We start from the raw sequence: 24412 nt of genomic DNA, 5'->3' as shown, positions 1-24412 counted from the left end.
GGCTAGATGTCGAGGAACTTCACGTCGCGGGCGTTCTTCTGGATGAACGAGCGCCGCGACTCGACGTCCTCACCCATGAGGACGGCGAAGACCTCGTCAGCCTTGGCGGCGTCGTCGAGCGTCACCTGCAGCAGCGTGCGGCTGTTCTGGTCCATCGTCGTCTCGCCCAGCTCGGAGTAGTTCATCTCGCCGAGGCCCTTGTAGCGCTGGATCGGGTTGTCCTTCGGCAGGCGCCAGCCCTTGCTCTCGCCGAGGGCGCGGAGGCCGTCGCGCTCCTTGTCGGAGTAGGCGAACTGGTGGTCGATGCCGTTGCTCCACCGCAGGCGGAAGAGCGGCGGCTGCGCGAGGTAGACGTAGCCGGCCTCGATGAGCGGGCGCATGAAGCGGAAGAGGAGCGTCAGCAGCAGCGTGCGGATGTGCATGCCGTCGACGTCGGCATCGGCCATCAGCACGATCTTGTGGTAGCGCGCCTTGTCGATGTCGAAGTCCTCGCCGATGCCGGTGCCGAAGGCGGAGATGAGCGCCTGGACCTCGTTGTTGGCGAGGATCTTGTCGATGCGCGCCTTCTCGACGTTGAGGATCTTGCCGCGGATCGGGAGGATCGCCTGGGTGTGCGGGTCACGGGCCTGGGTGGCCGAGCCGCCGGCGCTGTCACCCTCGACGATGAAGACCTCGGAAAGGCTCGGGTCCTTGCTCTGGCAGTCCTTGAGCTTGCCCGGCAGGCCGCCCGACTCGAGCAGGCCCTTGCGGCGGGTCGCCTCGCGGGCCTTGCGGGCCGCCATGCGCGCGGCCGCGGCCTGCACCGACTTGCGGACGATGTCCTTGCCCTCGTTGGGGTGCGCGCCGAGCCAGTGTCCGAACTCCTCGGTCATGGCGCGCTGGACGAAGCCCTTGACCTCGGAGTTGCCGAGCTTGGTCTTCGTCTGGCCCTCGAACTGCGGTTCGGCGAGCTTGACCGAGATGACGGCGGTGAGGCCCTCGCGGACGTCGTCGCCGGTGAGGTTCTCGTCCTTCTCCTTGAGGAGGTTCTGGCGGCGCGCGAAGTCGTTGACGAGCTTGGTCATCGCCGCGCGGAAGCCCTCCTCGTGGGTGCCGCCCTCGTGGGTGTTGATCGCGTTGGCGTAGGTGTGGACCGACTCGCTGTAGGCGTTGGTCCACTGCATCGCGAGCTCGAGGCTCAGCGAGCGGGCCTCGTCCTCGACCTCGATCGAGATGACCTCGGGGTGCACCGGTTCGCTGCGCTTGCTGCCGTTGATGTGGTTGACGTAGTCGACGAGGCCGTTGTCGTAGCGGTAGCTGACCCGCTTGGCCGTGAGCGTCTTCTTCTCGCCGGAGCCGGCGTCGGCCGCCGCGTCCTGGGGCTCGTCGTCCTCGGTCGACTCCTCGACGACCTCGAGGTCCTCGTCGAGGTCGTCGAGGTCGACGTCGCGCTCGCCCGCGGGCTGCTCGATGCGCTCGTCGACGAGGTTGATCGTCAGGCCCTTGTTGAGGAAGGCCATCTGCTGCATCCGGGCCCGGATGGTCTCGAAGTCGTAGTAGACGGTCTCGAAGATGTCGGCGTTGGCCCAGAAGGTGATCGTCGTGCCGGTCTCGTCGGTGGCCTCCTGCTTCTCGAGGGGCCCGTCGGGCACGCCGTCGGTGAAGCTCATCCGGAAGACGTGGCCCTTCTGGCGGACCGCGGCCTTGAGGCGGGTCGACAGGGCGTTGACGACGGAGCTGCCGACGCCGTGCAGGCCACCGGAGACCTTGTAGCCGCCGCCACCGAACTTGCCGCCGGCGTGCAGCTGCGTCAGGACGAGCTCGACGGCGCTGATCTTCTCGACGGGGTGGATGTCGGTGGGGATGCCGCGGCCGTTGTCCTTGACCCGGACGCCACCGTCGGCGAGGAGCGTGACGTCGATGGTGTCGGCGTAGCCGGCGAGCGACTCGTCCACGGCGTTGTCGACGATCTCGTAGACGAGGTGGTGCAGGCCGCGGGGACCGGTCGAGCCGATGTACATGCCGGGGCGCTTGCGCACGGCCTCGAGACCCTCGAGGACGGTGATCGCGCTCGCGTCGTAGTCGACGCCGTTGGGCCGGACGTCGGCCGGGACCGCCGGTGCCGCAGGGACCACGGGCGCGTCGGGGTCGGGAGTCGCGGTGTCGGGTGCTGCCACGGAGTCGGATCCGGTGGAACTGGGGGTGGTGCTGGTGGTGATCGGCTCGTCGGCGTCGGACACGGCTCTCCTCGATGGTCAGACCTCATGCGGGCGGCCCGACGTGGACGTCGAGCCGCAACCTCATCAGTCTAACGGTCCGGGGCCGTAAACCGTGCCCTCAGACGCGCGAAACGGGCACTTTCCGGCCCGAGAACCCGTGGATCCGAGGGGAGGATCACGCCCCGGGGATCCAGCGCCCCTCAGGCACCCTCACCCGCCGCATCGCCCTGCGCCACCTCGAGGCGTCCGTCCGCACCCATTCTCCTCCGTCCTGGGCGGCCCGAGAGCCGTCGTCCACAGGCCGTCCGGGCCCTGCCGCGACCCGAGCCGGGCACCAGAGAGGGCACCAAACCGGGGTATGCCGGGAGGCCGGGTCCCAGCGGAACCCGGCCTCGCGGCATACGACCTCGGTGGGGTGGCTCCCCGCGTCAGAGGATGCCGCGGGCGTGGAAGGCCGCGCGCACGGTGGCGGCGTCGGTCGCACCGTAGAGCGCGGTCGTGGCGTCGACCGTCTTCTGCGCTGCCGCGGCCCACGTCGTCGACGGGGCGTAGGAGAACTGGGCCTCGAGGATGATGCGCGTCGCCTTGTCCCGGCCGAAGGCCTTGTTGACGTCCCAGAGCGCGTGGCTCCAGATCTCGCCGTCGTCGTGCACCTCGCCGGTGCGGTTGGCGACGGTCTTGGTCGTGTCGAGGCGGCGGATGCAGTGCGGCGTCGTCGAGGTGTAGGAGGTCGAGTCCCAGTCCATGACGCAGACCCACGGCGTCGTGGCCGTGTCGGCCGAGTTGCCCTGCGACATCGTGGCCGCGAGGTAGTCGCCGAAGCCCTCACCGATGGCGCCCGCGTCCGAGCCGCTGCCGAAGCCCGGCACCTGGTCGTCCTGGACCGCGTGGCCGTACTCGTGCCACACGACCTCCTGGTCCTCGCCGTCGTCGACGCCGCCCGTGCCGATGGTGATGGTGTCCTGGCTCGGGGTGTACCAGGAGTTGTCCTGGGTCGTCGTGTTGACGCTGAGGTCCTGGGACTCGTGGTTGACGTCGGCGAAACCGAGCGACTGGATGTAGGCCTGGACCCGGTCGACGGCGTAGTAGCTGTTGACCTGCTCGAACCGTGTGTCGCTGCGGGTGTAGGGGAAGGAGAGCGTCGACGAGAACGCGGCGGCGTTCTTGCCCTTCTTGCTGTTCGTGACGTTGGCCCAGCTGCCCTTGAGGTAGCCCGAGCCGTCGAGGTTGGCGAGGGTCACCGTCTTGTAGGCCGACGCGGGGACGGCGCTGTCGGCGTTGTTCGCGTCCTTGAGCGACTCGTTCTGCAGGGCGACGACGGGGTTGGGGTCGAAGACCTTGCCCGAGCCGCTTGCGAGGACCCGCTCGTCGGTGACCTTCGTGACCCGGCCGCTGCGGGCGTCGACGAGCACCTGCTTGTCCTGGTCGGTCGTGACCTGCCAGGCCAGCGTGGCCGCGGCCCCGGCGGCTCCGGGGACGACGACGAGCCGGCTGCCGCGGGCGTTGCCGTGGCCCTTCGCGGCGGTGGCGGCGGAGGCGCGCGCGACACCCGGTGAGACCGAGGTGAGGCCGGTGACGGCACGACGACCGTCGTCGACCGAGGCGGCGGCGCCCGTGGCGTGGACGGCGTACCAGCCGCCGAGCACCGGCACGCCACGGTAGGTCTGGGCGTACCAGCTGTGCGAGCCGAGCAGGCTCTGGCGCACCTGGACGAGCGTGAGGTCCGCGGGCACGGAGGCCCCGGCCGTGGCGGGGGCCGGCGCGGCGACGGAGCCGGCGGCCGCCGTCGAGAGCAGGGCACCGACCGCGGCGACGACCGAGGCGGTGGCGATGAGCGGCGTACGACGCATGTCGAACCTTTCGAGGAGTAGAGGCCAACGACACAGGCAACCACGCGCGGGAGGTCCGCGTCCGGAAAGGATTCGTAAAGACTTCCCCTCGTTTCGGCAGGGCGGGCACCGGCGGCGGGACGACCCGGGCACACCACGCCTGATCGTGACGTCAGGCGCCACCGCGCGCAGGCTCGAGTCGGGACACTGCGCGGACAACCTTTCCGTGCGGATGACGGTCTGGATGGGTGCCGGCTCGTGCCGGACGAGCCGACAACAGGGGACGCAGGTCATGGACGATGCAGAGCGGAGGGCCGACTTCACGGCCTACGTCAGGGCGCGCGAGCAGTCGCTCGCCCGACTCGCCTACCTGCTGAGCGGGGACCGGGACGCCGCCGAGGACCTGCTGCAGAACGCGCTCGCCAAGGTCTACCGCCACTGGGACCGCGTGCAGGTCGCCGAGCTGCCGGACGCCTACGTGCGCCGGGTCATGGTCAACGAGAACAACTCCCGCTGGCGCGGACTGCTGCGCCGCCACGAGTCACCGAGCAGCCACGTCCTCGAGGTGCTCGACCCGCCAGGGGCACCCGGACTCGACCCGGCGACGTCGATCGACCTCTGGCACCACGTGCAGAGCCTGCCGCGCCAGCAGCGCGCGGCCGTCGTGCTGCGCTACTACGAGGACCTCACCGAGGCCCAGACCGCCGAGGTGCTCGGGTGCTCCATCGGCACCGTCAAGAGCCACACGAGCCGCGCGATCTCCGCGCTGCGCTCCCGGATGAGCGAGGCCACGGCATGAACCCCATCGACCCCGGTCTCAAGCAGGTGCTCGACGAGCGCGGCGAGGGCGTACGCGTCGTGGCCGACCTCGCGGAGCGCGCGATCGCCCGCGACCGCTCCAACCGACGCCGCGAGCTAGGCGGGACCGCGCTCGTGGCGGGCCTCGTGCTGGCCGTCGCCGTGCCGGTGGGGTGGTCCGCCGTGCGACCGACCGGTGACCGGCCGCTGCCCGTCGGACCGTCGGCGTCGACGACGGCCCCCACGGGGCGACCGTCCGCGCCGACCGGGAGCGCCAGCAGCGCCCCCACTCCCACGTCGATCCCGACCCTCACCGCCGACGGCGCCCCCGCGCCGGTCACGGTCCGCTTCGCCACGGGAGGGCCGACCGGGACCACGACCGTCCCCTACGTCGCGGACGGCGTCATCTACGACGGGACGAGGCAGATCGCGCTGACCGGCAAGCTGACCGGCGGCTCGCTCGCGCGGCTGGCCGGTGGCGGGTGGCTCGTGGCCCAGGGGGAGACCGGTGTCTACTACGTCGTGGACTCGACCGGGGCCAACACGGTGCGGCTCGACGGCGAGTCCAGCACGGTCAACGCCGACGGCAGCGTCTTCGTCATCGAGTCGCGAGGCTCGCTCACGGCGTACGACGCCGCGGGGGCCCGCATCGGCCGGCTCACGGCCTCGACGTGCGACTGTGCTCCTCAGGGGGTGGCCGACGCCGAGTCGCCCGGGTACGACGCCGTCGGGATCGTCGGGCCCGTCGTCTATGCCAGCCGAGGCTTCACCGGCAGCTCGGTCGCGTGGGACGTCGCCACGGGAACACGCCGAGCGGTCGCCGGATCCCCCACACTCGTCGATGCCGCCCGTGGGACGGCCCTCGTCGGCGTGGCACCGAAGCCGGGTTCGAAGCAGGTCTGCAACGAGCTGACGGACCTCACCTCAGGTCGGACGATCTGGCGGCTCTGCGGGCCGCTCGTCTTTCGGGCGTTCTCGGCGGACGGCGCCTACCTGCTCGCGACCGGCTACATCGACGGGCTCGACGACTCGCAGCTGGGCCCCGACCGGACGTTCCTTTATGGCGGACTGGTTGTCGTGCGCACCAGCGACGGCGCTGTCGTGATGGAGGGCGGCAGCAGCAGCGCACGTGGTGGCGCCTCACCCGTCAGCTATCGCCTGGGGGGCGACGGCACCGTCACCGTGCAGGTCGGTGCGACGACCGGGGACCGCAGCCTGCAGCGCTGCACCCTCGACGGCGAGTGCATCGTCGTCGCACCGGGTCGGGCCCGGGACACGGACATCCCCGAGGGGGAGGACCCGTACTTCCTCGCCGACAACTGAGCGCGTGCTCAGTCGTCGGCGAGGGTGCGCTCGAAGAGGGAGTGGATCGCCTCGGGCAGGTGGGGCTCCTGGAGCGTCACGTCGCAGCCGGCCTCGTCGCACACGACGGAGTAGATGTACGCGTCGGGGTGGGTGCGCTCGGTCGAGGCGGCGATGCGCTGGAGAGTCGGTGCGGCCAGCAGGTGCTGCCAGTCCTTCGCGTCCCGCTCGGACAGGTCGCCCAGGGCCAGGCGGCGTTCGCGGACCTGGCCGGCGAAGCCACCAGAGCGACGGAGGAGCACCTGGGCGTCGGCGCCCGGGACCTGTCCGGAGGGCCCGCCCCCTGCCGGACCAGGCGTCGGGGTCGAACCGCCGGCGCCGCCCGCCTCACCGACCGGAGCACCGGCAGCCGCGGTGAGCACGCCGACCTGCTCCCACGCCGAGCGCACGGCCGTCTGCTCGGCGGACCCGTCACCGTGGGCACTGCCCGCGGCGGCCACGGTGAGGCCGGCGAACGTCGCGAAGTCGCAGTCGGCCTTGATGCCGTCACCCGACACGACGGCATACCAGATCGCGCCCGGGCCCTCCCAGGCATTGCCGCCGATCGCGTCGGCCGCGAGCACGAAGGCGCGGTTGGGGATGCCGGAGTTGATGTGGACCCCGCCGTTGTCGTCCTGGGTCTCGACGTAGTCGTCCATGTGCGCGGGCTGCGGGTCCTTGCCGAGCCGTGGGTCGTCGTAGGCCGTGCCGGGGTTGCGCATGTCGCGCAGGGCGCGACCCTGGACCGAAGGGTTGAGCAGGTCGGCGCCGACGAGCCAGTCGGCCTGCGCGGCGCTCTGGCCGAGTGTCTTCTGCTTGACGAGGACGCCGAACACGTCGGAGATCGACTCGTTGAGCGCGCCCGACTGGCCCTGGTAGAGCAGGCCGGCCGTGTGCTCGGTGACGCCGTGGGCGAGCTCGTGCCCGATGACGTCGAGGCTCTGGGTGAACCGCTCGAAGACGACCCCGTCGCCGTCGCCGAACACCATCTGCGAGCCGTCCCAGAAGGCGTTGTCGTAGTTGCGGCCGTAGTGGACCGTGGCGAGCAGCGGCATCCCCTTGCCGTCGAGCGAGTCGCGGTCGTAGGCCGTCGACCACAGCTCCCAGGTCGCGCCGAGTCCGTCGTAGGCCTCGTTGACCGCGACGTCGCCGCTCGCGGCCGCGCCCTCGGTGCGCACCGTCGTGCCCGGGGTCGTCTGGCTGCCCTGGGCGTCGGCGATCGTGCGGTGCGGTCCCGTGCCGTGGGCCGTCGGCGACGTGACGTCCTCACGACGCGGGGCCCGTCGCGTGGTCGGGCGGGCTGTCGGCGTGTGCCGCGAGGAGCGCAGCTCCTCGTCGTGCCGGAGCGCCTCGCGGGCGTGGGCGGCCAGGGCCGGCTCGTCGCTGGCCGCCAGGGCCTCGAGCATGTAGGGCGGGACGATCGTGCAGTGCGGCGTCCGGGTCTGCGGCGTTGGCTGCGTCGAGGTCATGACGACAGTCTGCGTCGGAACACCGACACCCGCCCTCCGAGCGGTCCTACAGTTCGCAGCGTGATCACGATCAACGTCGGGGGCCGCGAGTACGACTCGTGGGACGCGCTGCCCGAGGAGGTGCGGGCCCAGCTGCTCGCCGCCGGTGTCGACCCGGGACCGGACGGACGCCTTGACTCCGTCGACCTGTCGCGTGCCCATGGCTCGGTCACGCGACGCACCACCGTCACCGGACCCGGCGGTGCGCCCCTGCCTCCCGTCGTCGCCGAGGTGCTGTCCTCCATCGCCGACGCCTTGGGCTCGGCGCTGCACGGTGCCGTCGGTCCGGTCGCGCCGACGGCCGGAAGAGGGCCGGCGGCCGAGCCGGACGCACCGCCGGCGCCGACCACAACCGAGAGCCTGCCCGCCGTCGAGCGTGCGGCCGTCGAGACCGACACCGAGGACACCGAGGACACCGAGGACACCGACGCCTCCGCGCCGGCGCGATCCCGGCGCGTGCCGCGGGTCCTCGCCTGGGTCGTCATCGCCGGCACCGTGCTGCTCGTCGCCACCGTCGTCGTCATCGGCCTGAGCGGGGTCTGAGCGGGGTCTGAGCGGCGCCGCCGATCAGCCGTAGGTGTCGCGCGGTCCTCGTGAGTCGGGGGAGCGACGGGCGCCGCGGTTCCACGACGGCGCGCTCGGGCCGACGACCTTGAGCTCGCTGACCGCGCCGGCCCCGATCTCCTCGTCGATCCGGGCGAGCAGCGACGAGGCGAGCAGGCGCATCTGCGTGGCCCAGGCCGTCGAGTCGGCGCGCACCGTGAGGATTCCGTCGACGAAGGTGAGCGGCTCGACGTGGCCGGCGATGTCGGGCCCCACGATCTCGGGCCAGCGGCCCATGACCGAGCCGACCGCGACGTCGACCTTCCAGCCGCGATCGAGCAGCAGCCGGTCGAGCTGGTCACCGAGCAGGGCCGGGTCGCGACCGTCGCGGGCCGAGCCGGACAGCACCGGCGCGTCACCGATCGGGCGGCGTCGCTTCTTCGGCCGCATGCCGGGGCGCAGGCCCTTCTCGGCCGCTCCGGCCCGCGCCCGCGCCAGCGCCGAGGCCGCGGCGTCGGCGATCCGGGTGTCCTCGTCGGTCGGCGCGGGAGCGTCCTCGGCACCACCGGCCGCCGTGTCGGGGGGCTCGGCCCCGGGGGCGTCGTCACTCATCGTCGCCCTCCCCACCCGACTCATCGCCGGGGGTGTCCTCCGCGAGGGCCTGAGGTGGCTCGCTCACGGACGCACCCACGGAGCCGACGGCCTGGACCTGACCGAGCACGACGGCATACGTCGTGCCGTTCTCGCGGAGCACGTCGGGCACGTCGGCTCCGACGGCGGCGGTGATGAGCACCTGCTCGCAGTCGGAGACGAGCGCCGCGAGCCGCTCGCGCCTCCCGGAGTCGAGCTCGGCGAAGACGTCGTCGAGAACGAGCACCGGGTCGTCGCCGAGGTCGCGGCGCAGGAGCCGGTATGCCGCGAGCTTGAGTCCCAGCGCGAAGCTCCAGGACTCGCCGTGGCTGGCGTACCCCTTGGCGGGCAGCTCGCCGAGCGAGAGGACGAGGTCGTCACGGTGGGGCCCGACGAGGGAGATTCCCCGCTCGATCTCGCTGGAGCGCACCTGCTCGAGGGTGTCGAGCATCCCGGTGCGCAGCTCCTCGATCTCGGGGACCTCACCGGCCGCGAGCCGCTTGGCGAGGTCCTCGTGGAGGGAGCTCTTGTAGGTGGCGCGTGCGTTCGAGGCGGCCGCGCTCACCGCGTCGTAGCACTCGGAGAGGTCGGGCACGAGGTCGCGCAGCAGCCGCAGCCGTGCGTAGAGCAGCTGGGCCCCGACCGAGGCGAGATGGTCGTTCCACACGTCGAGGGTGTGCAGGGCCGCCTCGCGGGCCTCGTCGACCGGCTGGTCGCCGTCGCGCGGCGGACGCGGCGGGCGACGGGCACCCTTGCGGAGCACCGGCGCCGCGGACTTGAGCAGGGCGTTGCGCTGCTTGAGGATCTTGTCGTAGTCGGACCGGACCCCCGACCACCGTGGCTGTCGCTGCACGAGCAGCTCGTCGAGGAAGCGCCGCCGCTCCGAAGGGTCGCCCTTGACGAGCGCGAGGTCCTCGGGCGCGAAGAGCACCGTGCGCACCGTGCCGAGCACGTCGCGCGGCCGCGAGACGGGGGAGCGCCCGAGGCGGGCGCGGTTGGCGCGACCCGGCGTGATCTCGAGCTCGACCATCGTCTCGCGGTCGTCGCGGACGATGGCCCCACGCACGATCGCCTGGTCCGCGCCGAACCGGACGAGCGGCTGGTCCGTCGCCACGCGGTGCGACCCGAGCGTGGCGAGGTAGCCGACCGCCTCCACGAGGTTCGTCTTGCCCTGGCCGTTGAGACCCACGAGCGTGGTGACGCCCGGCGTCAGCGCGAGCTCGGCGCTCGGGTAGCTGCGGAAGTCCTTGAGGGTCAGGTGACGGACGTGCAAGGAGGGTGCGGCGCTCTGCTCAGGCCTTCTTGGCGGTCTTCTTCGCCGCGCGCTTCTGGCCGCGCGCGGAGTCGGCCATGTCGGTGGCCGTCGTCGCCGACGCCCGACCGGAGGAGGCGGCCTTCTTCGCGGCGCCGACGTTGGCCTGCGAGGCCGTCGCGGACGCACGCTTGCTCGCCTGCTTCGTCGCGGAGCGACGCGAGGCGCCCTTCTTCGCGGCGGCCTTCTTGGCCGGGGCCGCCGGCACGTCGCCCTGGCGCAGCTTCTCGCCCTCGGCGATCGTCATGACCTGGTGCCCGCCGAACTGGCCGCGCAGCGCCGCGACGGCCTGCATCGTCGGCGAGCTCGACTGGCGCGAGGCGAAGCGCGCGAAGAGCGAGGCCGAGATGACGGGCATCGGCACGGAGAGGGCGATGGCCTCCTCGACGGTCCAGCGCCCCTCGCCGGAGTCGTTGGTGTAGTCGGACACGTCGTCGAGGTGGGGGTTCTCCTCGAGCGCGTCGACCATGAGGTCGAGCAGCCAGGACCGCACGACGGTGCCGCGGCTCCACGCCTTGAAGGCACCGGGGACGTCGGTGACGATGTCCTTCTTCTCGAGCAGCTCGTAGCCCTCGGCATAGGCAGCCATGAGGCCGTACTCGATGCCGTTGTGGACCATCTTCGTGTAGTGCCCGGCACCGACCTTGCCGGCGTGGACGAAACCCTCGTCGCGCGGGCCGTCCGGCCGCAGCGCGTCGAAGATCGGCATCGCCCGGGTGACCCACTTCTTGTCGCCGCCGCACATGAGCCCGTAGCCGTTCTCGAGGCCCCAGATGCCACCGCTGACGCCGCAGTCGACGTAGCCGATCTTCTTCTCGCCGAGCAGCTTGGCGTTCTCGAAGTCGTCGGTGAAGCGCGAGTTGCCGCCGTCGATGACGAGGTCGCCCGGCTCGAGCAGCTCGGCGAGCTTGGCGACGGTCTCACGGGTCGGGTCGCCGGCCGGCACCATGACCCACACGACGCGCGGGGCCTCGAGGGCCTTGACGAGCGCCGGCAGCGTGCGCACGTCGGCGACGTCGGGGTTGCGGTCGAAGCCGACGACCTCGTGGCCCGCGCGACGCAAGCGCTCGCGCATGTTGCCGCCCATCTTGCCGAGACCGATGAGACCGAGCTGCATGTCGCGAGCCTTTCTGCGGGGGAGTCTGGCGGGAAGCGTGCGGGGCGGAGCGGGTGGCGCGGTTCGAGGCTACGCCTGCCCGGCGGCATACGGCACCGGGCGCTCGGGTGCGCCGCGAGCGCGGTGCGGGAGGTGGGTGTCAGCTGGCGAAGCGGACCGGCATGAGGACGTAGCGGTAGCTGGTGTCGGGCTCGGAGTCGGCCTCGGCCTGGCCGGTCAGCACGGCCGGGCGGCTCGGCTGGGTGAACGAGAGACGGCTCCAGGCGGTGCCGACGGCGTGCAGGCCGTCGAGGAGGAACTGCGGGTTGAACGCGATCTGGATCTCGGGTCCGTTGAGCGTGGCCTCGACGGCCTCGGAGGCCTGGGCGTCGTCGCCGGTGCCGGCCTCGATGGCGACCTGGCCGTCGGTGAACTTCAGCAGCACCGGGGTGTTGCGCTCGGCGACGAGGGCGACACGCTTGACGGCCTCCTCGAGCGCCGCTGTCTCGACGACCGCCTCGGTGTCGACCGACGTGGGGAAGATCGAGGTGACCTTGGGGTACTCGCCGTCGAGCAGACGCGTCGTCGCACGGCGCTGGCCGGCCTCGAAGCCGATGAGGCCGTCGCCGCCCTGGCCGAGCGCGAGCTCGACGGAGCCGGACGCACCGAGGGCGCGTGCCGTGTCGGAGAGCTGGCGAGCCGGGATGAGCGCGACGTGGCTCGCGTCGGTGGCCGACGGGCTCCACGTCAGCTCGCGCATCGCGAGGCGGTAGCGGTCGGTCGCGAGGAGGGTCACCTTGTCGCCGTCGATCTCCATCCGCACGCCCGTGAGGATCGGCAGGGTGTCGCCCTTGTCGGCGGCGATCGAGACCTGGGCCACCGCCTGGGTGAAGACGTCGCCGGCGATGGTGCCGCTCGTCTCGGGCGAGAGCGGCAGCGTCGGGTAGTCGGCGACCGGCATCTCGCGGAGCGCGAAGCGGGACGAGCCGCAGGCGACGTTGACCTTGCTGCCGTCGGTGCTGACGTCGATCGGCTTGTTGGGCAGGTTGCGCGAGATGTCGGCGAGCAGGCGACCGAGCACGAGCACCTGGCCGGCCTCGGCGACGTCTGCCGGCACGGTGATGCGCGCGGACACCTCGTAGTCGAAGGCGGACAGCGTCAGCGTGCCGTCCTCGTTCGCGTCGACGAGCACGCCAGCGAGCACAGGAACCGGCGGGCGCGCCGGGAGCCCACGGGCCACCCAGGTCACGGCCTCGGCCAGGACGTCTCGCTCAACCCGAAACTTCACGGTGCACTCACTTCGACGGGGAAGGACATTGGGGCTCAGACACTAGTGCCTGCCGGTGACTGGCACCACAGACACTCCCCGAATCGCCGAGGCGGCGAAATCACACGATTGCCCGCCGGGTCCGTGGACCCTCTCGAGCCGGCCCTGGGCGTCCGGTCGGACCCTCGTTGTCGGGGCTCCCCTCTATGACTGGGATCTCGTCATAGTCATAGGTGCTGTGGATGCTGTGGACAACCGGCGTCGGTGCAGGTCAGCCTGCCGATGGGGGTGTGCACGGCGTGTGGGGTCGCGCCGGATGCGGCGGCCCCGCCCTGTGGACGGATCTCGGCCGTGCACATCGTCCTCACAGGAAGCCCGTGGGTTGTCCGCAGCTTTCCGGCCGTCGTCCACACGTTTCCACAGAGGCGTGTGGAAGAGCGGTCGGGATATGTCCGATTTGAAAGGATTGATGACTAGTCACCTGTGCACGGTCCGCCCCACGGCTTCCACAGAGTTGTCCACAGGCGGTGGACAACTCTGTGGTCCTCGGTCTCGTCGCGTCTACGGGCCTCGGGTCACGGGGAGGTCACGCTGTGCACACAAGTGTGGACAAACCTGTGGACGGATGTGGACGTATGCCGTGTGCCTGGGCGGGTGCAGCCGTCCCGGAGGGGGCCGACTAGTCACCGGCCGGCGCGATGACGCACCGTCGCGAGGCCGCGAGAAGACACTCGAAGAGGGCCTCGCCGTCCGGAACCGGCCCCAGCTGGGCGAAGACCTCGCTCGTCACGGCGCCGAGCAGCAGGGTCCAGGCGGCCAGGCCCTGGGTCAGGGCGACGGCGTCCAGCCGCGTCAGAGCGAACATCGGTGCCTCGAGCAGTGCGCCGACACCGGCCTCGGCGCGCGCCGGCACGAGGCCGAGCCGCCGGGGGTCGGCGAGCCGGTCCGCTGCCCGGACGTCGTCGAGCAGGGCGACGAGCAGGACGAGGACGGCAGTGCCCGGCTCCTCGGTGCGCTCGGACGGGGCCTCGTAGTCCGGGACCGGAGAGCCGTAGATGAGCGCGAAGTCGTGCGGCCGGTCGACCGCCCACGCTCGCAGGGCTCGACCGATGGCGTCCCATCGTGCCTCGAGGTCGTCGTGGGGGACGGTGTCGTGGGCGCGGCGGACGGCAGCGGCGAGTGACCAGTACGAGTCGACGATGAGGCGGGTGAGGAGCTCGTCGCGACTCTCGACGTAGCGGTAGATCCCGGAGGAGACCATGCCGAGGTCGCGGGCGACGGCGCGCAGGCTGAGCGCGGCCGCCCCGTCAGTGGCCAGGTGCTCACGCGCCACGCGGAGGATGTCGCCCTCGACGGCGAGCCGGTTCCGGGCGCGCTTGCCCAGCGGGCCGGCAGGCGTGTCGGCGGGTGCATCGGCGGGTGCATGGGCGGATGCGTCCGCGGGTGTGACGTCGAACGGGTCCATGGACCGAGCCTGCCACATCTCGCGCGAAAATGTGAGCAGTGCTCTTGCTTTCGTCGCCGACTGCTGTCACCCTCGAAATGTGAGCGGTGCTCACGCCACATCCTCGAAGGAGCAGACCATGACCCACCACCTCGTCCTCGGCGCCGGCGGCGTCGGCCGCTCGACGACCGCCGCACTCGTCGCCCTCGGCCACACCGTGACCCTCGCGTCCCGTTCGGGGCGGGTCGTCGAACGCCCCTGGCAGGACACCCACCCGGACGCGGTCGAGGTCGTCGCCGTCGACGCGAGCGACGCGTCCGCGCTGACGGCCCTGGCGCGCGGTGCCGCGAGCATCGTCAACGCCGTCAACCCGCCCAGCTACATGACCTGGGACACCGACTGGCCGCCCATCGCCGCCGCCACCCTCACCGCCGCCGAGGAGTCCGGAGCCGGCCTCGTCATCATCGGCAACCTCTACGGCTACGGCGAGGTCGAGGCGCCCATGCACGAGGACGACCCGCTGCGGCCGTCCGGTCACAAGGGCCGCATCCGTGCCGACATGTGGACCGAGGCGCTGGCCCGCCACGAGGCCGGCCGGCTGCGCGTCACCGAGCTGCGCTCGAGCGACTACTTCGGACCGGGCACGACGCCGCGGACCAGCTACCTGGGCGACGTGGTCATCGACGCGCTGCTCGCCGGCCGACCGCCCCTCGTGCCCGCCGGCCGGGCCGACGCGGCCCACTCGTGGACCTACGTCCCCGACGTCGGCCGGCTCGCAGCCCGGGTCGCCGCCGGCGACGACGGCTGGGGTCGGGCCTGGCACGTGCCGACCGCGCCGGCCCGCACGTTCGACGAGGCCGCCGGCGACGTCGCGCGCGTCGCCGGCGTCAAGCAGCGTCGGGTACGCGTGCTGCCCCGGCCGCTCGGCACCGCGGCCGGCATCGTCGTCCCCTTCATGCGCGAGCTGCGCGAGACCCGCCACCAGTTCGAGCGGCCCTTCGTCCTCGACTCCGAGCTCACCCAGCGCACGTTCGGGCTCGCACCGACCCCGTGGGACGAGGCGCTGGCGGCGACCGTGGCCGCCCGGCGCGCGGCCAAGGCTGCGAGGCCGGCCCACGCGGGAGCCGCGGCCTGACGCCGACGCGGCCCGACGGCATACGCCATCGGGCCGCGTCAGCGGGCGTGCTCGGGTGTCAGTGCGACTGCTGGCGGATCCGGTTGGTCAGCTCGGTGACCTGGTTGTAGATCGCGCGGCGCTCACCCATGAGCTCGCGGATCTTGCGGTCGGCGTGCATCACCGTCGTGTGGTCGCGGCCGCCGAAGTGCTGGCCGATCTTCGGCAGGCTGAGGTCGGTCATCTCGCGGCAGAGGTACATCGCGATCTGGCGGGCCGTCACGAGCTGGCGCGAGCGGCTCGAGCCGCAGAGGTCCTCGAGCGTCACCGCGTAGTAGGCCGCGGTCACCGCCATGATCGTCGCCGCGGTCACCTGGTTCGGCGTCTCGTTGGGCAGCACGTCCTTGAGCACGATGACCGCGAGAGGCAGGTCGACCGCCTGGCGGTTGAGGTTGCTGAACGCCGTGACGCGGATGAGCGCGCCCTCGAGCTCGCGGATGTTCGTGCTGAAGTTCGTCGCGATGTACTCGAGGACGTCGTCCGGCACCTTCATCCGGTCCTGGATCGCCTTCTTGCGCAGGATCGCGATGCGGGTCTCGAGGTCGGGCGGCTGGACGTCGGTGAGCAGGCCCGACTCGAAGCGGGTGCGCATCCGGTCCTCGAAGCCGGACAGCTCGCGCGGCGGCAGGTCACTCGTGATGACGATCTGCTTGTTCGCGTTGTGCAGCGTGTTGAAGGTGTGGAAGAACTCCTCCTGCGTCTGCAGCTTGCCCTGGAGGAACTGGATGTCGTCGATGAGGAGCACGTCGACGCTGCGGTAGCGGTTCTGGAACGCGCTCGCCTTGTCGTCGCGGATGCTGTTGATGAAGTCGTTGGTGAACTCCTCGGAGTTCACGTAGCGCACGCGCACGTTGGGGAACATCGTGCGGGCGTAGTGCCCGATCGCGTGGAGCAGGTGGGTCTTGCCCAGCCCGGACTCGCCGTAGACGAAGAGCGGGTTGTACGCCTTGGCCGGGGCCTCGGCCACCGCGACCGCGGCCGCGTGGGCGAAACGGTTGCTCGCGCCGATGACGAAGGTGTCGAAGGTGTACTTCGGGTTGAGCCTGGTGTCGCCCGGCGAGCTGGGCTCGGGGCGCTGCTGGAGGCGCAGCGGCCCGCTCTCGCCACCGCTGAGCGGGTCGGGGCCGAGCTCCATCCGCGTCTGCGCCTCGTAGGTCGGCTGCCGCGGCTCGTCGAGGTCGGCGCCGTTGAGCGCTGGTGCGCTCTCGGCGAGGTCGCGCAGCGGGTTGTGGGCGGCCTGGCCGTAGCCGCCGTTCTGGTGGCCGCCGATGGCCCCGGAGCCGTTGCCGGACGGGGAGCCGGAGCCGGCGCCCCCGATCTGTCCGGCGCCCGGACCGCTGCGCGAGCCGTCGTGGACCTGACCACTCGGCTCGTCGCTGATCATGCCGAGGTCGGTCTCGAGGCTCTCGTCGACCGAGACCGCGAGCTGGACCGGGTGGCCGAGCTGGCTCGCGAGGGCCTCGTGGATCTGCTCACGCACCCGCTGCTCGAGAAAGTCCTTGGTGAACGTGTTGGGTGCACGCACGAGCGCCGTCTGGTCGAGCACGCCGACGAGGCGGCACAGCCGGACGAAGGCGCGCTCCTGGTTCGACAGGCCCACCGAGTCGAGAGTGCCGAGCGTCTGCTGCCAGATCTGCGCGTAATCGACGCCTGTCTCGGCCACCTGATCCCACCTGCCCCTGAGTCAATTCCGTTGCACCTGTTGCGATCCCGGCTCGGTTCGTCTCGAGCAAGGGCTCGAGTGCGCCGGGGTCGGACCTGCGGGGTCCGTCCGTGTCCTGGTGAACGATGCCCTGTTGTCCACACGTTTGTCCACAGCCTGTGCATGGGGTGGCGAGGATCGTGAGAGTCGAAAACCTACAGCCGCAGGCTCGCCGGTGACAATCGAGTCGTCCACAGATCTCCGGCCGGACGGCGTGTCGGCTTGCAATCGCCGTGGGACCTTCGAGGATCGTGAGTTTTGGTCTGCTCGCCCGGGGCGGCTCCGTCGGTTTGACCCTCTCTCGACGGCTCCCGTATCGTTGACCGAGCGTGTCTGCGACCTCTTTCGCATGCCCATGGCCCCGAGCCCGGCCCAGCCGGACCCCCTCGGCCCTCCACGGGCTTGCCGATTGCGGTCGCATCGGCCACCGACAGCCCCACAACGGGAGCCGGACCGACGTCGTCGTGACGTCGGACGGGCCCCTGCAACCTACGGAGAACCTCGTGAGCAAGCGCACCTTCCAGCCGAACAACCGTCGCCGCGCCAAGACGCACGGCTTCCGCCTGCGCATGCGCACCCGCGCCGGCCGCGCCATCCTCGCCCGCCGCCGCAGCAAGGGCCGCGCCGAGCTCTCGGCCTGAGCAGCCGGAGGCCGCGGCGTGCTGCCGGCACGTCACCGACTGCGTGAGCGGACGGACTTCACGACGGCAGTACGCGGGCCCGGCGCCAGCAGAGCAGGCGGGCGACTCATCGTCGTGCATGCCAACCGGACCGATGCGCGTGCGGAACTTCCGCCGCGCGTCGGTTTTGTTGTGTCCAAGGCCGTCGGCAACGCCGTCGTGCGCAACCGGACCAAGCGCCGGCTGCGCGCCAGCGTCGCGACCCGGCTGACCGGCATGCCGACCGGCCTCGACCTCGTCGTGCGCGCCAACCCGGCCGCGGCGGAGGCGACGTGGGACGAGCTCGACCTCGCCGTCGGGCGCCAGCTCGAGAAGGCGTGCCGGCCATGAGCCCCACGGTCAACCAGGTGCTCGCGGCGCCCCTGCTGCTGGCGGTCCGCTTCTACCAGCGGTTCGTCTCCCCACTCTCCGGACCCAGCTGCCGCTTCTACCCCAGCTGCTCGGCGTATGCCGTCACCGCGCTGACCCGGTTCGGACCGTTACGTGGTGGTTGGCTCGCGATCCGCCGGCTCGGCCGCTGCAACCCGTGGAACCCGGGCGGGGTCGACCCCGTTCCCCAGACGTGGGCGACGCGAAACGACGTGCGGCCGGAGGACTTCCGTCCGGCCGGAACCGCCGAGGACGAGCACGACCACCAGCACGACGAGCACGCCCCGCACCCAGTCCCGCACGCGGTCTCCCACCGCGAACCCACGACCTGACCAACCGGCATATGGTTGCCGATCAGTGGTGAGTGGCCCAGACACCTCGAGCCCGAGCTGAACCGGCCGGCCCACCAGACCACAGAGGAAACACGTGATCGACTTCTTCAACACCCTGCTCTATCCGATCAAGCTCGGTGAAGCCTGGGTCATGTACGGCTGGCACTGGCTCTTCGACAAGATCGGCCTCAACGGTGACCTGGCCGGCTGGGCCTGGGCCATGTCGATCGTCGGCCTCACGGTCGTCGTCCGACTCCTGCTCATCCCGCTCTTCGTGCGCCAGATCCACTCCTCCCGCCGGATGCAGCTCATCCAGCCGGAGATGCAGAAGATCCAGAAGAAGTACAAGGGCAAGCGAGACCCTGAGTCCCAGAAGGCCCAGCAGGCCGAGATCATGGATCTCTACCGGCGCACCGGGACCAACCCGTTCAGCAGCTGCCTGCCGATCCTCATCCAGAGCCCCTTCTTCTTCGCGCTCTTCCAGCTGCTCAACAACCTCAAGGCCCAGGCCGAGGGGGTGCCCGGCCACGACGCGATCGGCCCGATCACCCGCGAGGTGGCGGCGCAGATCGAGAGCTCGACGATCTTCGGCGCCAAGCTGTCGGACTCTTTCCTGACGCCGGGAGCCTCCCTCAACGTCAAGATCCTCACTGCCGTCCTCATCATCCTCATGTCGGCCACGACGTTCACGACGCAGTACCAGCTGATGCGCAAGAACATGCCCGCAGCCGCTCTGGACAACCCGTTTGCGAAGCAGCAGAAGGTCCTGCTGTACCTGATGCCGATCTTCTTCGCGATCTCGGGCGTCAACTTCCCGATCGGCGTCCTGATCTACTGGCTGACCACCAACCTGTGGACCATGGGCCAGCAGTTCTACGTCATCCGCAACATGCCGGCCCCCGGGTCCGAGGCCGAGCGCGCCCGCCGTGAGCGGATGAAGCGCAAGGGCAAGGACATGCAGGAGCTGACCGTGCCGGGCCTCGAGTCGACCGAGACCGTCCCCGACGACGCGGTCAAGTCGGGTCAGCGCCAGCAGCCGAAGGGCAAGAAGCGTGCCCGCACGCAGCCGACCAAGAACCGCCGCTGAGGTTCATCCACACACTTGTCCACATTGCCTTGGGGCCTCTGACCTGCGAAGACGTGAGTTGTCCACAGATCTGCCCCCCGGTGAACGAAGGAGTTTCCAATGAGCGACACCCAGGCCACGGACGTCGAGACGCCCACTGACGCCACTGCCGAGCCCATCACCGGAAAGACCACCGGCGAGACCACCGAGCAGGTCACCGAGGTGCCCGAGTCCACCCCGTCGGTCGAGGTTTCCCGGAGCGACGAGGCGTTGGAGACCGCCTCGTCGGCCGAGAGCTCGGACGCGACTGCGGACTCCGACGAGCCCGAGGTCGAGGACCAGGGCAACAAGGCCGACAAGGGCGAGAAGAAGTCGCGGGTCCGGATGCTCGAGCGCGAGGGTGAGGTGGCGGCCGACTTCCTCGAGACCCTCCTCGACATCGCCGACCTCGACGGGGACATCGACGTCGACGTCGACGGCGACCGAGCTGCGATCGCCATCGTCGACTCCGACGAGGGCCGCGTCCCGCGTCGCCTCGTCGGGACCGACGGCAAGGTGCTCGAGGCCCTGCAGGAGCTGACCCGACTGGCCGTGCAGGTCGAGACCGGCGAGCGGAGCCGCCTCATGCTCGACATCGCCGGCCACCGCGCGCAGCGTCGTTCGGCTCTCGTCGAGCTGGCCAAGGTCGCCATTGCCGAGGTGCAGGAGTCGGGGACGAAGCGCGCGCTCGAGCCGATGACCGCTTTCGAGCGCAAGGTCGTTCACGACGAGGTCGCAGCCGCCGGTCTCGTGTCCGAGTCCGAGGGTGTCGACCCGCACCGTCACATCGTCATCCTTCCTGCCTGACCACCCCCCGTTTCACGTGAAACGGGAATCGACCGCTGCATCCGAGACGGCATCCACGAGGAGTGAGAGCGCGTGACCCACGATGCTCTCGACCCGGCGGAGCTGCCCACGACGCCGGCCGCGGCATCCGCGGTCTTCGGGGACCGGCTCGCGCTGGCCGAGCACTTCGTGGCGATCCTGGCGGACACCGGGATCAGCCACGGCCTGATCGGCCCTCGTGAGACACCGCGGCTCTGGGACCGTCACGTGCTCAACTGCGGCGTCGTCCACGAGGCGATCCCCCGGAGCGGGGAGACGCAGCAGGTCATCGACGTGGGGTCGGGTGCCGGTCTCCCCGGTCTGGCTCTGGCCATCGCGCGTCCCGACCTGGACCTGCACCTCGTCGAGCCGCTCGCCCGGCGCACCGGGTGGCTGTCGGGCACCGTCGCCCAGCTCGGTCTGACGAACGTCACGGTGCACACGGCGCGGGCCGAGACCATGTGGGACCGGCTGCACGCCCCGTGGGTCACGGCCCGGGCGGTGTCACGCATCGTGCAGCTCGCCGAATGGACGCTCCCGCTGCTCGAGTCGGGCGGCAGCCTGCTGGCCCTGAAGGGGAGCAGCGCCGTCGACGAGCTGGCCGAAGGACGTACGGCACTCACGCGTCTCGGCGTGATCGACGCCGAGGTGCACGAGTACGGTGGGGACCTCCTGGGTGACCCCACCATCGTGCTCCGGGCGACGATCGGCGAGGTCGTGGACCGTCGACGGTTCCGCTCGCGCCAGCCGTCCAGTGCCGGTTCGGCCCGCCGTCGGGCTGATCGGCCGCGCGGTTCGCGACGCTCCGGCCCGGAAGCGGGCGGGCGTCCGCGCCATCAGCCATGATCGTGTCCAGACCATTTCGATGGATGACCCTCGCGGATCCTGCCGCGGGCCGTCCCTCAACCCCGGAGGTGCACTCCCTGTGACGATGTCGACCAACCTGGGCTGGCCGAGTGAACCCGAGCCAGGACCGGAGCACCGACGTCTCGGGTGGCTCGCGCGCATGTTGGGCGTTTCACGTGAAACGAGTGACGGGCAGCAGGCAGAGTCGGGACGCGAGACGTCGGGCGACGAGACGCAGGCAGCGAACGCTGCCGAGGCGGCGCACTCCGGCACCGGCGAGGTCGCGGATACCCTGTCTCCGGCGGACGCCACGTCCGGAACCGATGACGTGGCGGGGACGCACGACGAGGGTGCGGTCGACGAGAGCACCGTCGACACGGAGCCCGTCGACACCGAGCCCGTCGACACGGAGCCCGTCGACACGGAGCCCGGCGACGACATCGCTTCGGATGACGGGGCCGGCGAGCGTGGCCCCGGGACGGTGGAAGCGCACGTCGAGCCCACGTCGTCCGACACCGAGGCGCCGGGCGCGCAGCCCGATCCCCTCGAGCTCGGGCACGACCTTTCGGCCTCCCACGAGCCGCTGCCGTCGACCGAGCAGCCGCTCGCCGACGAGACCGCGGCCTTCGGTGAGGGTCAGGTGATCGAGCCCGCTGCAGGAGCGGCACCCGACGACCGGCCGGTCGAGGACTCGGGTCTCACACCCTCGGAGGCCGAGGTTCCGGGGGTCGAAGCGGCGCACGACGAGCTGCCGGCCCCTGTGGACAACGCGGTGGATGACGCTCCGGGAAATGCCTCTGTTGAACGGGAAATCACGTCGAACGAGGCTGGGGACAACGCTGTGGACGAAGCCCGACGCGCCTCCGAGCTCAGGGCCGACCATGCCGATCGTGAGGCCCTCGCAGCGGCCATCCCGACCGCCGGCCAGGACACGCCGCTGGCGATGGAGCTCGCCGAGAACGCCCGTCGCCGCATCCAGCTGACCGGTCGTCCGTTCCCGAAGCCGGTGGGTCCACGGGTCCTCACCGTGGCCAACCAGAAGGGCGGCGTCGGCAAGACGACGACGACAGTCAACGTCGCGGCCGCCCTCGCGCAGTCGGGACTCAAGGCCCTCGTCATCGACCTCGACCCGCAGGGCAATGCCAGCACGGCCCTGGGGATCGACCACCACGCCGAGGTGCCGTCGATCTACGACGTGCTCGTCGAGGGGACCCCGCTGCTCGATGTCGTGCAGCGGTGCACCACGGTGGAGAACCTCTACTGCGCACCGGCGACGATCGACCTCGCCGGTGCCGAGATCGAGCTGGTCTCGCTCGTGGCGCGTGAGTCGCGCCTCCAGAAGGCGATCACTGCCGCAGCCGAGGCCGGACACGAGTTCGACTACATCCTCATTGACTGCCCGCCCAGTCTGGGCCTGCTCACCGTCAATGCCATGGTCGCCGCCAGCGAGGTCTTCATCCCCATTCAGTGCGAGTACTACGCCCTCGAGGGTCTCTCGCAGCTGCTCAAGAACATCGACCTCGTCAAGCGTCACCTCAACCCGGCGCTGCACGTCTCCACGATCCTGCTGACGATGTACGACGGCCGGACGCGCCTGTCGGCCCAGGTCGCCGACGAGGTCCGCGAGCACTTCCCCACGGAGGTGCTCCGGACGTCGGTGCCCCGCTCGGTCCGGGTGTCGGAGGCGCCGAGCTTCGGCGAGACCGTGATGACCTACGACCCGGCCAGCAGTGGGGCTCTCGCGTACCTCGAGGCGGCGGGTGAGATCGCCGACCGCGGAGCCGCCGGTCGCACCTGACCTCGACACGATCCTCGTCCCGAAACGGGGCCGTCACCGTCTGGTGACGGCCCCGTTTCACGTGAAACGCGCACTGGCATCCCGTTTGAGCTGAGGAGCGCTGCGCCCGGCGGCCGCTCGATGCACCTCGAGACGTCGCAGAGTCCAGGTGAAACAAGAAGAAGTCGCTGAGCGGCTCGACAGGGTGGGGTAGGCGTGTCACTGCCAGTCCCGTCGACGCTCGTTTCACGTGAAACGAGACGGACGCGGCTCGGCGTCAGAGGACCCGGGCGTCCAGGCGCACTCTCCAGCAGGGGGACGACGGGCCTGTCACGGCCACCCACCGTTCCACGTGAAACGTCGTGAGACTCGGAGCGACCGGCGTCGTTTCACGTGGAACGTCGCCGCTGGCCTGTCGACGTGATAGCGCGACATGAGGTCAGGTGCGCGGGCGGAGTGGTCACGTGCACCTAGACTGACCGACGGACGCGATGGCCGCGTCGGCGATGGCGAGGGGTTGGCGAATGGCGGAGAAGCGTCGAGCACTGGGTCGAGGCCTCGGGGCACTCATCCCGAGCGCGCCGAGCGGAGGCGCCGGTCGACCCGTGGACGTCTTCTTCACCGAGCAGAAGCAGGCAGGGCCCACCACGGCCGAGGCGCCGGGTGCACCGGCCGGTCCCGACGGGGCTGCCGATCTGACCACGCCGCCGAGCACGGCCGCCCCGAGCACGTCGACATCCAGCAGTGACGCTGCGGTCCAGGGAGCGGAGACGACGAGCAGTGGACTCGCCGTCGTCCCCGGCGCCGAGTTCGCCGAGCTCGACATCGACTCGATCCGCCCGAACCCCAAGCAGCCGCGCACGGTCTTCGACGAGGACCACATGGGCGAGCTGGTGCACTCCATCCGTGAGATCGGCGTGCTCCAGCCCATCGTCGTGCGGCGCATCCCCGCCGACCAGCTCGACGAGGCCGAGGGCAAGACCTTCGAGCTCATCATGGGTGAGCGCCGCTGGCGTGCCTCGCAGGCCGCGGACCTGGGCGTCATCCCGGCCATCATCAAGGACACGAGCGATGACGACCTCCTGCGCGACGCACTGCTCGAGAACCTGCACCGCAGCCAGTTGAACCCGCTCGAGGAGGCCGCGGCCTACCAGCAGCTGCTCGACGACTTCGGGTGCTCCCACGAGGAGCTCGCCACGCGCATCGGTCGCTCCCGACCGCAGATCTCCAACACCCTGCGGCTGCTCAAGCTCCCGCCACTCGTGCAGCGACGCCTGGCGGCCGGTGTCCTGAGTGCCGGCCACGCCCGCGCCCTGCTCGGCATGGCCGACGGTGCGGCTATGGAGCGGATGGCCCAGCGCATCGTGGCCGAGGGCCTGTCCGTGCGCAACATCGAGGAGCTCGTCGCGCTCGGCGAGGGCAATGACGCCCCCAAGCCCCGTCGGCCGCGTGCAGGGAGCCGCCACCCGCAGCTCGACGACTTCACCTCGGGACTCTCGGACCACCTCGAGACCCGGGTCGCGATCGCGCTGGGTCAGCGCAAGGGCAAGATCACGGTCGAGTTCGCCTCGATGGAGGACCTGCGCCGCATCCTCGGGCTCATGGGCATGTCGTCCCCGGCGCGCGACTGACGCAC

At 70.9% G+C, this 24412-nt stretch carries 22 protein-coding genes; 12 read left to right on the top strand and 10 right to left on the bottom strand.

Annotated features, from left to right (window positions below; translation table 11 throughout):
* Positions 1 to 2: 2 nt before the first annotated feature.
* A complete protein-coding gene (gene gyrB, locus AC1DW8_RS10575; protein WP_082620041.1) occupies positions 3 to 2219 on the bottom strand; it encodes a DNA topoisomerase (ATP-hydrolyzing) subunit B in 2217 nt (738 codons plus the stop codon).
* 407 nt (positions 2220 to 2626) lie between these two features.
* Entirely contained in the window at positions 2627 to 4048 is a 1422-nt protein-coding gene (locus AC1DW8_RS10570) for a M4 family metallopeptidase (RefSeq protein WP_478093830.1), read from the bottom strand.
* 271 nt (positions 4049 to 4319) lie between these two features.
* On the opposite strand from AC1DW8_RS10570, the gene AC1DW8_RS10565 reads away from it, so the two are divergent.
* Together AC1DW8_RS10565 and AC1DW8_RS10560 are read left to right on the top strand one after the other, a co-directional pair.
* A complete protein-coding gene (locus AC1DW8_RS10565; RefSeq protein WP_056780477.1) occupies positions 4320 to 4826 on the top strand; it encodes a SigE family RNA polymerase sigma factor in 507 nt (168 codons plus the stop codon).
* Positions 4823 to 6148, top strand: coding sequence for a hypothetical protein (locus tag AC1DW8_RS10560; protein WP_478093827.1), 1326 nt, complete (start codon positions 4823 to 4825; stop codon positions 6146 to 6148). The genes AC1DW8_RS10565 and AC1DW8_RS10560 overlap by 4 nt, the downstream gene beginning before the upstream one ends.
* An 8-nt stretch (positions 6149 to 6156) precedes the next feature.
* Here the strand turns inward: AC1DW8_RS10560 and AC1DW8_RS10555 are convergent, their stop codons facing one another.
* Entirely contained in the window at positions 6157 to 7635 is a 1479-nt protein-coding gene (locus AC1DW8_RS10555) for a protealysin inhibitor emfourin (protein ID WP_056780472.1), read from the bottom strand.
* 60 nt (positions 7636 to 7695) lie between these two features.
* Here AC1DW8_RS10555 and AC1DW8_RS10550 point away from each other — a divergent pair, with 60 nt between their 5' ends.
* Positions 7696 to 8217, top strand: coding sequence for a hypothetical protein (locus tag AC1DW8_RS10550; RefSeq protein WP_478093825.1), 522 nt, complete (start codon positions 7696 to 7698; stop codon positions 8215 to 8217).
* Between the two features lie 24 nt (positions 8218 to 8241).
* Here the strand turns inward: AC1DW8_RS10550 and AC1DW8_RS10545 are convergent, their stop codons facing one another.
* The 5 genes from AC1DW8_RS10545 to AC1DW8_RS10525 form a co-directional block, all read right to left on the bottom strand.
* Positions 8242 to 8829, bottom strand: a complete 588-nt coding sequence (locus AC1DW8_RS10545) for a DciA family protein (protein WP_478093823.1) — start codon at positions 8827 to 8829, stop codon at positions 8242 to 8244.
* Entirely contained in the window at positions 8822 to 10120 is a 1299-nt protein-coding gene (recF, locus tag AC1DW8_RS10540; protein ID WP_478093821.1) for a DNA replication/repair protein RecF, read from the bottom strand. Before recF ends, AC1DW8_RS10545 begins: the two co-directional genes overlap by 8 nt.
* A 19-nt stretch (positions 10121 to 10139) precedes the next feature.
* Positions 10140 to 11276, bottom strand: coding sequence for a phosphogluconate dehydrogenase (NAD(+)-dependent, decarboxylating) (gnd, locus tag AC1DW8_RS10535; RefSeq protein WP_056780463.1), 1137 nt, complete (start codon positions 11274 to 11276; stop codon positions 10140 to 10142).
* A 139-nt stretch (positions 11277 to 11415) separates the two neighbouring features.
* Entirely contained in the window at positions 11416 to 12543 is a 1128-nt protein-coding gene (gene dnaN, locus AC1DW8_RS10530; protein WP_056823375.1) for a DNA polymerase III subunit beta, read from the bottom strand.
* 658 nt (positions 12544 to 13201) lie between these two features.
* A complete protein-coding gene (locus tag AC1DW8_RS10525; RefSeq protein ID WP_478093818.1) occupies positions 13202 to 13987 on the bottom strand; it encodes a TetR/AcrR family transcriptional regulator in 786 nt (261 codons plus the stop codon).
* Positions 13988 to 14105: 118 nt separating this feature from the next.
* Between AC1DW8_RS10525 and AC1DW8_RS10520 the strand changes: the two genes are divergently transcribed.
* On the top strand, positions 14106 to 15101 hold the full coding sequence (locus tag AC1DW8_RS10520; protein ID WP_478093816.1) for an NAD-dependent epimerase/dehydratase family protein: 996 nt from the start codon (positions 14106 to 14108) through the stop codon (positions 15099 to 15101).
* 58 nt (positions 15102 to 15159) lie between these two features.
* Here AC1DW8_RS10520 and dnaA read toward each other — a convergent pair whose 3' ends face one another.
* On the bottom strand, positions 15160 to 16803 hold the full coding sequence (gene dnaA / locus AC1DW8_RS10515) for a chromosomal replication initiator protein DnaA (RefSeq protein WP_478093814.1): 1644 nt from the start codon (positions 16801 to 16803) through the stop codon (positions 15160 to 15162).
* A 542-nt stretch (positions 16804 to 17345) separates the two neighbouring features.
* Between dnaA and rpmH the strand changes: the two genes are divergently transcribed.
* The 6 genes from rpmH to rsmG all read left to right on the top strand — a co-directional run bounded on the left by rpmH (position 17346) and on the right by rsmG (position 20999).
* The gene (gene rpmH / locus AC1DW8_RS10510) at positions 17346 to 17483 is read left to right on the top strand and encodes a 50S ribosomal protein L34 (RefSeq protein WP_020141619.1); all 138 of its coding nucleotides are present in this window, start codon (positions 17346 to 17348) and stop codon (positions 17481 to 17483) included.
* An 18-nt stretch (positions 17484 to 17501) separates the two neighbouring features.
* Positions 17502 to 17852, top strand: coding sequence for a ribonuclease P protein component (gene rnpA / locus AC1DW8_RS10505; protein ID WP_056780456.1), 351 nt, complete (start codon positions 17502 to 17504; stop codon positions 17850 to 17852).
* Positions 17849 to 18223 (top strand): membrane protein insertion efficiency factor YidD, encoded by a 375-nt coding sequence (gene yidD, locus AC1DW8_RS10500; RefSeq protein WP_478093811.1) that lies wholly within the window; start codon positions 17849 to 17851, stop codon positions 18221 to 18223. The genes rnpA and yidD overlap by 4 nt, the downstream gene beginning before the upstream one ends.
* Positions 18224 to 18317: 94 nt before the next feature.
* Entirely contained in the window at positions 18318 to 19310 is a 993-nt protein-coding gene (gene yidC / locus AC1DW8_RS10495; RefSeq protein WP_056780454.1) for a membrane protein insertase YidC, read from the top strand.
* Between the two features lie 99 nt (positions 19311 to 19409).
* The gene (locus tag AC1DW8_RS10490; protein WP_478093808.1) at positions 19410 to 20135 is read left to right on the top strand and encodes a Jag family protein; all 726 of its coding nucleotides are present in this window, start codon (positions 19410 to 19412) and stop codon (positions 20133 to 20135) included.
* Positions 20136 to 20207: 72 nt separating this feature from the next.
* Positions 20208 to 20999, top strand: a complete 792-nt coding sequence (rsmG, locus tag AC1DW8_RS10485) for a 16S rRNA (guanine(527)-N(7))-methyltransferase RsmG (RefSeq protein ID WP_478093806.1) — start codon at positions 20208 to 20210, stop codon at positions 20997 to 20999.
* 172 nt (positions 21000 to 21171) lie between these two features.
* Here rsmG and AC1DW8_RS10480 read toward each other — a convergent pair whose 3' ends face one another.
* Entirely contained in the window at positions 21172 to 21576 is a 405-nt protein-coding gene (locus AC1DW8_RS10480) for a hypothetical protein (RefSeq protein ID WP_156415684.1), read from the bottom strand.
* A gap of 366 nt (positions 21577 to 21942) precedes the next feature.
* Here AC1DW8_RS10480 and AC1DW8_RS10475 point away from each other — a divergent pair, with 366 nt between their 5' ends.
* Together AC1DW8_RS10475 and AC1DW8_RS10470 are read left to right on the top strand one after the other, a co-directional pair.
* Positions 21943 to 22797, top strand: coding sequence for a ParA family protein (locus AC1DW8_RS10475; RefSeq protein ID WP_056780853.1), 855 nt, complete (start codon positions 21943 to 21945; stop codon positions 22795 to 22797).
* A 503-nt stretch (positions 22798 to 23300) separates the two neighbouring features.
* On the top strand, positions 23301 to 24407 hold the full coding sequence (locus tag AC1DW8_RS10470; RefSeq protein WP_056780442.1) for a ParB/RepB/Spo0J family partition protein: 1107 nt from the start codon (positions 23301 to 23303) through the stop codon (positions 24405 to 24407).
* Positions 24408 to 24412: the final 5 nt, after the last annotated feature.

It is taken from the genome of Terrabacter sp. P2_E3, assembly GCF_056403915.1.
The sequence above is the reverse complement of the archived record's forward strand: the minus strand, read 5'-3'. Positions and strand labels throughout refer to the sequence as shown.